Source organism: Citrobacter sp. RHBSTW-00859, from assembly GCF_013729795.1.
Classification (GTDB): domain Bacteria; phylum Pseudomonadota; class Gammaproteobacteria; order Enterobacterales; family Enterobacteriaceae; genus Citrobacter; species Citrobacter braakii.
The window spans coordinates 353,286-364,854 of sequence record NZ_CP056284.1 but is presented as its reverse complement, the minus strand read 5'-3'; the positions used below and the strand labels follow the sequence as shown (position 1 = coordinate 364,854).

At 53.7% G+C, this 11,569-nt stretch carries 8 protein-coding genes; 6 read left to right on the top strand and 2 right to left on the bottom strand.

Annotated elements, in window-relative coordinates; all coding sequences use genetic code 11:
* Positions 1-81 precede the first annotated feature (81 nt).
* Positions 82-2,634 (top strand): peptidoglycan glycosyltransferase/peptidoglycan DD-transpeptidase MrcA, encoded by a 2,553-nt coding sequence (gene mrcA / locus HV302_RS01715; RefSeq protein ID WP_181626845.1) that lies wholly within the window; start codon positions 82-84, stop codon positions 2,632-2,634.
* A 58-nt stretch (positions 2,635-2,692) separates the two neighbouring features.
* Here the strand turns inward: mrcA and nudE are convergent, their stop codons facing one another.
* Positions 2,693-3,253 carry an ADP compounds hydrolase NudE gene (nudE, locus tag HV302_RS01710; protein ID WP_016154795.1) on the bottom strand — a complete coding sequence of 187 codons (561 nt, stop codon included), beginning with the start codon at positions 3,251-3,253 and terminating at the stop codon, positions 2,693-2,695.
* 322 nt (positions 3,254-3,575) lie between these two features.
* On the opposite strand from nudE, the gene igaA reads away from it, so the two are divergent.
* From igaA to hslO, 4 genes are all read left to right on the top strand, one after another.
* On the top strand, positions 3,576-5,711 hold the full coding sequence (igaA, locus tag HV302_RS01705; RefSeq protein ID WP_181626844.1) for an intracellular growth attenuator protein IgaA: 2,136 nt from the start codon (positions 3,576-3,578) through the stop codon (positions 5,709-5,711).
* 62 nt (positions 5,712-5,773) lie between these two features.
* Positions 5,774-6,442 (top strand): GMP/IMP nucleotidase, encoded by a 669-nt coding sequence (yrfG, locus tag HV302_RS01700; RefSeq protein WP_016157638.1) that lies wholly within the window; start codon positions 5,774-5,776, stop codon positions 6,440-6,442.
* A gap of 10 nt (positions 6,443-6,452) precedes the next feature.
* Positions 6,453-6,854 (top strand): ribosome-associated heat shock protein Hsp15, encoded by a 402-nt coding sequence (gene hslR / locus HV302_RS01695; protein ID WP_016157639.1) that lies wholly within the window; start codon positions 6,453-6,455, stop codon positions 6,852-6,854.
* 24 nt (positions 6,855-6,878) lie between these two features.
* Positions 6,879-7,757 carry an Hsp33 family molecular chaperone HslO gene (hslO, locus tag HV302_RS01690; protein WP_016157640.1) on the top strand — a complete coding sequence of 293 codons (879 nt, stop codon included), beginning with the start codon at positions 6,879-6,881 and terminating at the stop codon, positions 7,755-7,757.
* Between the two features lie 82 nt (positions 7,758-7,839).
* Here hslO and HV302_RS01685 read toward each other — a convergent pair whose 3' ends face one another.
* On the bottom strand, positions 7,840-9,558 hold the full coding sequence (locus HV302_RS01685; RefSeq protein ID WP_181626843.1) for a DUF4153 domain-containing protein: 1,719 nt from the start codon (positions 9,556-9,558) through the stop codon (positions 7,840-7,842).
* Positions 9,559-9,936: 378 nt separating this feature from the next.
* Between HV302_RS01685 and pckA the strand changes: the two genes are divergently transcribed.
* The gene (pckA, locus tag HV302_RS01680) at positions 9,937-11,559 is read left to right on the top strand and encodes a phosphoenolpyruvate carboxykinase (ATP) (RefSeq protein WP_016154801.1); all 1,623 of its coding nucleotides are present in this window, start codon (positions 9,937-9,939) and stop codon (positions 11,557-11,559) included.
* Positions 11,560-11,569: the final 10 nt, after the last annotated feature.

Below are 11,569 nucleotides of genomic sequence, written 5' to 3'. Positions count from 1 at the left end.
TATCAATGCGTCTGGCTTGCCTTTATACTACCGCGCGTTTGTTTATAAACTGCCCAAATGCCACTAAATGGGAAATCTCCAGTGAAGTTCGTAAAGTATTTATTAATCCTTGCAGTATGTTGCATCCTGCTGGGAGCAGGCTCGATTTATGGCCTCTATCGCTATATTGAGCCGCAATTACCTGACGTCGCGACGCTCAAAGATGTGCGTTTACAGATCCCGATGCAGGTTTACAGCGCTGATGGCGAGCTGATCGCGCAATATGGCGAGAAACGTCGAATCCCGGTCACCCTGGATCAGATGCCGCCGGTAATGGTTAAAGCCTTTATCGCTACCGAAGACAGTCGTTTTTATGAGCACCACGGGGTAGACCCGGTGGGGATCTTCCGTGCTGCCAGCGTCGCGCTGTTCTCCGGCCATGCATCACAAGGGGCCAGCACCATCACCCAACAGTTGGCGAGAAACTTCTTCCTGAGCCCGGAACGTACGCTGATGCGTAAGATCAAAGAAGTGTTCCTGGCGATCCGCATTGAACAACTGCTGAGTAAAGATGAGATCCTCGAACTGTATCTGAACAAGATTTACCTGGGGTATCGCGCTTATGGCGTAGGTGCCGCCGCGCAGGTCTATTTCGGTAAGACGGTTGATCAGCTCAGCTTAAGTGAAATTGCGGTGATTGCCGGTCTGCCAAAAGCGCCGTCAACCTTCAACCCCCTCTATTCGATGGAAAGGGCAACCGCGCGACGTAACGTCGTACTGTCGCGTATGTTGAGCGAAAACTACATCACGCAGGCCCAGTACGATCAGGCGCGCGGCGAAGCCATTGACGCCAACTACCACGCGCCGGAAATTGCCTTCTCCGCGCCGTATCTCTCTGAGATGGTGCGCCAGGAGATGTATAACCGTTATGGTGAGAAAGCCTATGAGGACGGGTATCGCATCACCACCACCATTACGCGCAAAGTACAGCAGGCTGCTCAGCAGGCAGTACGTAACAACGTAATGGATTACGACATGCGCCACGGTTACCGCGGCCCGTCGAACGTGCTGTGGAAAGTGGGCGAAAGCAGTTGGGACAGCAAGAAAATCACCGATACGCTGAAAGCGCTACCGACTTATGGTCCCCTGCTACCGGCGGTTGTTACCAGCGCCAATCCGCAGGAAGCCATTGCCGCGTTGGCGGATGGTACGTCAGTGTCATTACGGATGGAAGGCATGCGCTGGGCGCGTCCTTACCGCTCGGATACCCAGCAAGGCCCGACGCCGCGCAAAGTGACTGATGTGGTGCAAACCGGGCAGCAAATCTGGGTACGCCAGGTTGGCGATGCCTGGTGGCTGGCACAAGTACCGGACGTCAACTCCGCACTGGTCTCCATCAATCCGCAAAACGGCGCGGTGCTGGCGCTGGTCGGTGGTTTTGACTTCAACCAGAGCAAGTTTAACCGTGCAACCCAGGCGTTACGCCAGGTGGGTTCCAACATCAAACCATTCCTGTATACCGCCGCGATGGATAAAGGTCTGACGCTGGCGAGCATGCTTAACGACGTGCCGATCTCCCGCTGGGATGCCGGCGCGGGTTCCGACTGGCAGCCGAAGAACTCACCGCCGCAATACGCCGGTCCTATCCGCTTACGTCAGGGGCTGGGTCAGTCGAAAAACGTGGTGATGGTACGCGCCATGCGCGCGATGGGCGTGGATTACGCGGCAGAGTATCTGCAACGTTTCGGCTTCCCGGCACAGAACATTGTGCACACCGAGTCGCTGGCGCTGGGTTCTGCCTCGTTCACGCCGTTGCAGGTGGCGCGCGGTTATGCAGTGATGTCTAACGGCGGCTTCCTGGTCGATCCGTATTTCATCAGTAAAATCGAAAGCGATATGGGCGGCGTTATCTTCGAGGCGAAGCCGAAAATTGCCTGTCCGGAATGCGATATTCCGGTGATTTATGGTGATACCCAGAAATCTAACGTGCTGGAAAACAGTAACGTCGAAGATGTCGCCGTCTCGCAGGAACAGCAGAATGCCTCCGTGCCTATGCCTCAGCTTGAGCAGGCAAACCAGGCGCTGGTCGCGCAAAGCGGAACGCAGGAGTACGCTCCACATGTGATCAACACGCCGCTGGCCTTCCTGATTAAAAGCGCCCTGAACACCAATATCTTTGGTGAGCCGGGCTGGATGGGAACCGGTTGGCGTGCAGGTCGCGATTTACAGCGCCATGATATCGGCGGGAAAACCGGGACCACCAACAGCTCTAAAGATGCATGGTTCTCCGGCTACGGGCCAGGCGTGGTGACGTCGGTATGGATCGGGTTTGATGACCATCGCCGCAATCTCGGACACACGACGGCTTCTGGGGCGATCAAAGACCAGATCTCCGGCTACGAAGGCGGCGCAAAGAGCGCACAGCCTGCCTGGGATGCCTATATGAAGTCCGTGCTGGAAGGCGTGCCTGAGCAGCCGCTGACGCCGCCGCCGGGTATCGTGACGGTCAATATCGATCGCAGCACCGGTCAACTGGCAAGCGGTGGCAACAGCCGCGCAGAATACTTCATTGAAGGCACTCAGCCGACGCAACAGGCGGTGCATGAGGTGGGGACGACCATTATTGATAATGGTGAGACGCACGAACTGTTCTGATCCCTGACCGATCAAAAAAAGGCGCTTCGGCGCCTTTTTTATTATTCGTGAAGAGAAATTAAAGCCGCCCTTGTCCTTTCAGCCATTCGCGCACGAGGAACAGCGCACTCACATTACGCGCTTCGTGAAAATCAGGATCTTCCAGCAGATCCATCAAATGCGCCAGCGGCCAGCGCACCTGCGGTAATGGTTCAGGCTCATCACCTTCCAGCGATTCAGGATATAAGTCCTCCGCCACCACGATGTTCATCTTGCTGGAGAAATAGGACGGCGCCATGCTGAGTTTCTTTAAAAACGTCAGATCTTTTGCGCCAAACCCCACCTCTTCTTTCAGCTCCCGATTCGCCGCTTCATACACGCTTTCGCCAGGATCGATTAACCCCTTAGAAAAACCCAGTTCGTAAGATTCGGTCCCGACCGCATATTCGCGGATGAGGATCAGGTGGTCGTCCACAATCGGCACAATCATTACCGCTTCACGCGTGGACGGGCGCATACGTTCATAAACGCGGCGTACGCCATTGCTGAACTCAAGGTCCACGCTTTCGACTTTAAACAGCCGGGATTGGGCGACGGTTTCCACTTTCAAAATCGTGGGTTTCTGTAATGATTTGCTCATTGTGAGGATCTTTGCTGTGAAATCTGGGGTTATTGTGCGATATACCGCACGGTTTCGGCAATGTGAATTGCCGTTTATTTACATTTATGTAACGTACTAAAAGTTAATCCCTATTTCAAATTAAAAGTCAATAGGTTGAAATAACTCCAGGAATTTGCTGATATTCCATTTTTAGTGATTTTGCTATGATTCGCATTTACTGGGCTGTACTTAAAGATGCTCAAGTTCGACTCCACACTTGCCGATAGCCAACCACAGAATCACGAATATTGAACAGGGTGCGACTGACCACGCCTGACAGACTAAGTAAGATGGGGAAAGCATGAGCACCATTCTGATTTTTTTAGCTGCTTTGCTGGCCTGCTCATTGCTTGCAGGATGGCTACTCAGAACGAAATCCAGACGGAAAAATTTACCCTTGAGCAACGTCTTCTCAGACGCCTCGAAGCGTAAACTCACGCCTGAAGAGCGCAGTGCAGTCGAAAACTATCTCGAAAGCCTTAGTCAAATTCAGCAGGTACCTGGTCCAACGGGCGCCAGCTCCGCGCCGGTGTCATTAACGCTGAATGCCCAAAGTAATAGCGTCATCGTGCTTACGCACGCGATTACACGTTACGGCATTACTACCGACGATCCTAACAAATGGCGTTACTATCTTGATTCCGTTGAGGTACATCTTCCCCCTTTCTGGGAACAATACATCAATGACGAAAACAGCGTTGAGCTAATCCACACCAATACGATACCGCTGGTTATCTCCCTGAACGGCCATACGCTGCAGGAATATATGCAGGAAGCGCGTGGCTATGCGTTACAGCACACCGCTTCTACCCAGGCGTCCATTCGCGGTGAAGAAAGCGAGCAGATTGAACTGCTGAATATTCGCCAGGAAACCCATGAAGAATATACGCTCAGCCGCCCATCGGGATTGCGCGAGGCGTTACTGATTGCCACATCGTTCCTGCTGTTCTTTTTCTGTTTGATAATCCCGGATACGTTTGTTCCGTGGACAGTTGGTGGCGCGGTGCTGCTACTGGCTGCGGGTCTGTGGGGGCTGTTTGCCCCACCGTCTAAAACCGCCCTGCGGGAAATTCATTGTCTGCGCGGTACGCCGCGTCGCTGGGGGCTGTTTGGCGAAAACGACCAGGAGCAAATTAATAATATCTCGCTAGGTATTATTGATCTGATTTATCCACCGCACTGGCAACCTTACATCGCACAAGATCTTGGCCAGCAAACGGATATTGATATTTATCTCGATCGCCACGTTGTACGCCAGGGGCGTTTTTTATCGCTGCATGACGAAGTCAAAAACTTCCCGTTACAGCACTGGCTGCGCAACGCCGTCATCGCGGGCGGCTCGTTGCTGGTGCTGCTGATGCTGCTGTTTTGGATCCCGCTGGATATGCCGATAAAGCTTACGCTTTCCTGGATGAAGGGCGCACAAACTATCGAAGCCACCAGCGTTAAACAGCTTGAAAACGCGGGCGTTCGCGTGGGTGACACGCTGCATCTGAGCGGTACGGGTATGTGTAACATTCATACCCAGGGGAGCTGGAATGCGCAGCCTTCCGCGCCGTTTATGCCTTTCGATTGCACGCAAATTATCTGGAATGACGCGCGCGCATTACCGCTGCCTGAGTCCGATCTGGTGAATAAAGCCACCGCGCTCACGCAGGCGGTGAACCGCCAACTGCACCCCAAAGCGGATGATGACTCTCGCGTCAGCGCATCGTTACGCTCGGCAATTCAAAAATCCGGAATGGTGTTACTGGACGATTTTGGCGAGATCGTCCTGAAAACGGCCGATCTGTGCGCGGCCAAAGATGAATGTGTACGTTTAAAAAATGCACTGGTTAACCTTGGTAACAGTAAAGACTGGACAGCGCTGGTGAAACGGGCGAACGCAGGCAAACTGGATGGCGTGAACGTGCTGCTGCGTCCGGTAAGCGCGGAGTCGTTGGATAATCTGGTGAATACCTCTACGGCGCCGTTTATTTCACGCGAGACTGCGCGAGCGGCCCAGACGCTGAATAGCCCAGCCCCTGGCGGTTTCCTGATTATCAGCGACGAAGGCAGCGATCTGGTCGATCAGCCGTGGCCGACAACCTCGCTATATGACTATCCCCCACAGGAACAGTGGAACGCCTTCCAGCGCCTGGCGCAGATGCTGATGCAGACGCCGTTTCGCGCGGAGGGGATCGTCACCAATATTTCGACCGACGCCAATGGCACCCAGCACATTGGCCTGCACCGTATCCCGGATCGTTCAGGATTATGGCGCTACCTTGGCACGACGCTGCTGATGTTCTCCATGCTCGGATGCGCTGTCTACAACAGCATACAGGCTTTCAGACGCTACCAGCGTCACCGCTCCCGCATCACGGAAATTCAGAGCTACTACGAAAGTTGCCTGAATCCAACGCTGATTGACAACCCGGAAAGCCTGATTCGATAACACGCTCGCGCGACAGGATATGCTACCCTGTCGCGCATCATGTTTTCTTCTGGGGAGTTTCCATGCAGATCAATATTGCCTGGCAGGATGTCGATACCGTGTTGTTAGATATGGACGGCACGCTGCTCGACCTAGCATTCGATAACTATTTCTGGCAAAAACTGGTGCCGGAAACCTATGGCGCGAAGCAGGGTATCTCTCCCCAGGAAGCCCAGGACTATATTCGTCAGCAGTATCATGCCGTGCAGCATACGCTAAACTGGTACTGCCTGGATTACTGGAGCGAATGCCTGGATCTTGATATTTGCGCCATGACAACGGAACAGGGACCGCGCGCCGTTTTGCGTGAAGATACTGTACCGTTTCTTGATGCCTTAAAAGCCAGCGGCAAGCGCCGTATTTTGCTCACCAACGCGCATCCCCATAACCTGGCGGTGAAGCTGGAGCATACCGGTCTGGCCTCACACCTTGATTTATTACTTTCCACCCACACATTTGGTTATCCCAAAGAGGATCAGCGGTTATGGCACGCTGTGGCTGAAGAAACGGGAATGAGTGCAGAGAAGACGCTGTTTATTGACGACAGCGAACCCATTCTCGACGCCGCTGCTCTGTACGGTATTCGTTACTGCCTCGGCGTGACCAATCCCGACTCAGGCATCGCGGAAAAACAGTACGCGCGCCATCCGTCACTGAATGACTACCGCCGACTGATCCCCTCACTGATGTGAAGGAGACGCCATGAAAGAAAAGCCCTCTGCTGAAGTCAGGCTGGATAAATGGCTGTGGGCTGCGCGCTTTTACAAAACGCGTGCGCTAGCCCGCGAAATGGTTGAAGGCGGTAAGGTGCATTACAACGGCCAGCGCAGCAAACCGAGCAAGATTGTCGAGCTGAACGCCACCCTCACCCTGCGCCAGGGAAATGACGAGCGAACGGTCATTATCAAGGCTATTACCGAGCAGCGTCGCCCGGCCACGGAAGCCGTTACGCTGTATGAAGAAACCGCGGAAAGCGTAGAAAAACGCGAAAAAGTGGCGCTGGCGCGTAAACTTAACGCGTTAACCATGCCGCACCCGGACAGGCGACCGGACAAGAAAGAGCGCCGCGACCTGTTACGATTTAAACATGGCGACAGCGAGTGACTGTCACCTGCAAGAGAGATGATTATGCCGCAACATGACCAATTACATCGTTATCTGTTTGAAAACTTTGCCGTGCGCGGCGAGCTGGTGACCGTTTCGGAAACCCTGCAACAGATCCTCGAAAATCATACTTACCCGCAGCCGGTTAAGAACGTGCTGGCTGAACTGCTGGTCGCCACCAGCCTGCTCACCGCCACGCTGAAGTTTGCCGGTGATATCACCGTACAGCTGCAGGGCGATGGTCCGCTGAGCCTGGCCGTCATTAACGGCAACAACAATCAGCAGATGCGCGGCGTGGCCCGTATGCAGGGCGATATCCCTGAAGGAGCTGATCTCAAAACGCTGGTAGGCAACGGCTACCTGGTGATCACCATTACCCCAGAAGAAGGCGAGCGCTATCAGGGCGTGGTTGGTCTGGAAGGCGACACGCTGGCCGCATGTCTGGAAGATTACTTCATGCGTTCTGAACAGCTGCCGACACGTCTGTTTATCCGTACTGGCGACGTCGATGGCAAACCCGCTGCTGGCGGGATGCTTCTGCAGGTAATGCCGGCGCAAAACGCGCAGGCAGATGATTTCGATCACCTGACAGCCCTGACCGAAACCATCAAAACTGAAGAGCTGTTAACGCTCCCGGCCAACGAAGTGCTGTGGCGCTTGTACCACGAAGAAGAGGTTACTCTCTACGATCCGCAGGACGTTGAGTTCAAATGCACCTGTTCACGCGAACGCTGCGCTGGCGCACTGAAAACGCTGCCGGACGAAGAAGTGGACAGCATTCTGGCGGAAGAAGGCGAGATCGATATGCACTGCGATTACTGCGGGAGCCACTATCTGTTTAATGCCATGGACATTGCTGAGATCCGCAGCAACGCTTCCCCGGCGGACCCGCAGGTACATTAATCACCACTGCCTATCCGGCCCACTATCGTCGACCGGATAGGCGTTCGCACCGCCATCCATCAAAACGCTATCTGCAACACGCTCACTCGTTGTAATAATTAATCGGCAATCGGGTGCCATCAATGGTGATATCACGCCAAACTCTGGGGGCTGAATCCAGTTGATGATTCGCCACCGCCTGCAGCAGTTTATCCTTATTGAATTCTGCAGGTAGCTGACCTGATGCGATGAGTTCCCATTTATCCTCTTTCCTGGCAAAGACCAGACTCTCACCATCGCCAAAAGCATACAGCACCTGCTCAGGCTTACCATCAGCATTGAGGTCCTGATCGACCAGGACGCATGCATCCTGCTCAACGCAGGATGTAATGCGGTAGCTCTGCCCTTTGACAAACGCCCAGAAGGTCTCATCGGGTTGCCTGCTACCTGGAGCTATCATCACTTTCGGCGCTAGTTGAGTGGCAGTCAGGTTCTGCATGGGATCGCGACGTCCTTGCAGCAGAGAATTTAAGTCGCGCCGACGCTTACTGTCTTGGTTAAACGCCGCATCTTTTTGTAATGCCTCCAACGCCGCACGTCCCGGTTTTCCGCTATTACCCAACATATACAGGCTGACCTGATCCGGCTTAATTTTGCCGCTGTGATACAGCCCCATATGGCTGTTGACGCTGATGCGCCAGGCATCAATAACCGGCGACGACAGCAAAATCAACAGCCCCAACGCCAGCAACGACACGCAAAGAATCACCTTCCCCTGAAGCTCAAGCGGATTGCGCCCACGGCGTAAAATACTCGCCAGATAGCCAAACGACCAGAGCAGCAGCACACAGACCACCAGCACGCCATATAAGCGCTCGGGCGTCCAACCGTACTGTTGAATTCGCACCCACAGTGACCAACCGGCAATCAGCATATAGATGGGCGCGACAACCAGGGCGCATTTGATCAGGTAGCGTAACGCGGCTGGATAGGGAAGCGCCTCTTTCTGCGGCTCGCGAACGATAGCTATCAACAGCAGCAGGAGCAGCGCCAGCGTTGACATCAACCCGGCCGCAGACACCCGCTGCGAGATAGCCTCCAGGCCGGTGAAGGGCAAGGTCAGTACAAACATCAGCGCCAGCAGCGCGACCAGGGGTAACAGACCGGTGGCGATCAAAGTCAGTAACTTTTGGACCGCCGCAACCAGACGCGACTGCGTGCGGGTCAGTACCACCGCCAGTGCGGTAACCAAGCCAAAGGCCACGTAGCCAAACCAGTCGGTATCAAAGAAAAGCGTGTCGAAGAAGGTAATACCAACGAGCTTAAACATCTCGCTCCACAGCAGGAGCACCATCCAGAACAAACCGTTGGCGACAAAGACAATCAGTAACGTCAGCGCGTTAAGCCACAAACTCGTATAAAACTGCGCATAGCGGGCCTGCTGGCGGGATGCGTGGAGCGAGTACTGAATCCATGGCAATGCCAGCATCGCCATCAGCAGTAAGCGCCAGCCGTACAACATAAAAATATCATTTTGCCGCCACTTATCACTGCCCTCGACTTGCCACTTTAGCCAGACGCTCATCGCCAGCACGACAACAAAGATCAGCGCCATCCAGTACCACAGCGCACGTTGTTTAAAAGAGACAACGGTGAGCAAAAGCGCCGAGGAGAGAGCAATTGTCGCGGGCATGCCATAGAACAGCCAGCCGTCATTATGCGGCACCAGATATGTCATCAGCAGGTAGCACAATATCCCCTGTAACAGGCCGATAGATATCATGCCCCAGCGAGTAGTACGTGAAAGTTCAACACTATCCATGTCGTCACCCAGAATGAAGAGAAAAGGTAATTATTGCATCAACTTCACAATTTTGAGCATTGATAGGCCGATCCCGGACCACTGCGACGGGAAGTGAATCGATATTGTTTATGTATGAGTTACGTTATTTTCTTACGTGAATGCGATTACACTCACAAGTTTCCCGCCAAAAACACTCTCTATTAACGTTTTAAGAACATTTTCCACAACAAAAAAGGGTTTCCTGCCATAATATCCGCCTCTTTGTGACAGGAGTCGCAGCGCATTCGGTTATCCGTGATTTTCCCGGATGCGTAAATCTATGAGCCTTGTCGCGGTTAGCAATCCCTAAAAAACCTTACTATTCCAGGTAATACATATTGGCTAAGGAGCAGTGAAATGCGTGTGAACAACAGTTTAACCCCGCAAGATCTCAAGGCTTATGGTATCAATGACGTTCAGGATATCGTTTACAATCCAGACTACGACACGCTTTTCCAGGAGGAACTTGATCCAAACCTGGAAGGTTATGAGCGTGGCGTGTTAACAAACCTGGGCGCCGTTGCCGTTGATACCGGTATCTTTACCGGACGTTCGCCAAAGGATAAGTATATTGTCCGTGACGACACCACGCGCGACACGCTCTGGTGGTCCGACAAAGGTAAAGGTAAGAACGACAACAAACCGCTCTCCCCGGAAACCTGGCAGCATCTGAAAGGATTAGTCACCCAGCAGCTTTCCGGCAAGCGTCTGTTTATCATTGATGCATTCTGCGGCGCTAACGCCGATACCCGCCTTTCCGTACGCTTCATTACCGAAGTAGCCTGGCAGGCGCATTTTGTTAAAAACATGTTCATCCGCCCAAGCGACGAAGAGCTGGTTGATTTCAAACCTGATTTCATCGTGATGAATGGCGCTAAATGCACTAACCCGCAATGGAAAGAGCAGGGTCTGAACTCCGAAAACTTCGTGGCTTTCAACCTGACTGAGCGTATCCAGTTGATTGGTGGCACCTGGTACGGCGGCGAAATGAAGAAAGGTATGTTCTCCGTAATGAACTACCTGCTGCCGCTGAAAGGCATTGCCTCCATGCACTGCTCGGCAAACGTCGGGGAAAAAGGTGATGTGGCAGTCTTCTTTGGCCTGTCCGGCACAGGAAAAACAACGCTGTCCACCGATCCGAAACGCCGCCTGATTGGCGATGACGAACACGGCTGGGATGACGACGGCGTGTTTAACTTTGAAGGCGGTTGCTACGCGAAGACCATCAAACTGTCTAAAGATGCCGAGCCGGAAATCTACAACGCAATCCGTCGTGACGCGCTGCTGGAAAACGTCACCGTGCGCGCAGATGGTTCCATCGACTTCGACGACGGTTCCAAAACCGAAAACACCCGCGTGTCCTACCCGATTTATCACATCGATAACATCGTTAAGCCGGTGTCAAAAGCGGGTCACGCCACCAAAGTGATCTTCCTGACCGCCGACGCGTTTGGCGTGCTGCCGCCGGTCTCTCGCCTGACGGCAGACCAAACCCAGTACCACTTCCTGTCTGGCTTCACCGCCAAACTGGCCGGTACCGAACGTGGCGTCACCGAACCGACCCCAACCTTCTCAGCCTGCTTTGGCGCAGCATTCCTGTCACTGCACCCAACGCAGTACGCAGAAGTACTGGTGAAACGTATGCAGGCGGCAGGTGCGCAGGCATATCTGGTTAACACCGGCTGGAACGGTACCGGCAAGCGTATCTCTATCAAAGATACTCGCGCGATTATCGACGCTATCCTGAACGGTTCGCTGGATGACGCAGAAACGTTCCGTCTGCCGATGTTTGACCTGGCTATCCCAACCGAGCTGCCTGGCGTAGATACTCGCATTCTCGATCCGCGTAATACCTATGCTTCTCCGGAGCAGTGGCAGGAAAAAGCCAACGCACTGGCGAAACTGTTTATCGAGAACTTCGAGAAATACACCGATACCCCTGCGGGTGAAGCGCTGGTTAGCGCCGGACCGAAGCTGTAACGAAGAGTGC

What these genes read in the sequence shown, in the direction of transcription:
- nudE (WP_016154795.1), bottom strand. Translation starts at nt 3,253, where the DNA reads ATGAGCAAATCATTACAGAAACCCACGATTTTGAAAGTGGAAACCGTC.
- yrfG (WP_016157638.1), top strand. Translation starts at nt 5,774, where the DNA reads ATGCAGATCAATATTGCCTGGCAGGATGTCGATACCGTGTTGTTAGAT.
- pckA (WP_016154801.1), top strand. Translation starts at nt 9,937, where the DNA reads ATGCGTGTGAACAACAGTTTAACCCCGCAAGATCTCAAGGCTTATGGT.
- hslO (WP_016157640.1), top strand. Translation starts at nt 6,879, where the DNA reads ATGCCGCAACATGACCAATTACATCGTTATCTGTTTGAAAACTTTGCC.
- igaA (WP_181626844.1), top strand. Translation starts at nt 3,576, where the DNA reads ATGAGCACCATTCTGATTTTTTTAGCTGCTTTGCTGGCCTGCTCATTG.
- HV302_RS01685 (WP_181626843.1), bottom strand. Translation starts at nt 9,558, where the DNA reads ATGGATAGTGTTGAACTTTCACGTACTACTCGCTGGGGCATGATATCT.
- hslR (WP_016157639.1), top strand. Translation starts at nt 6,453, where the DNA reads ATGAAAGAAAAGCCCTCTGCTGAAGTCAGGCTGGATAAATGGCTGTGG.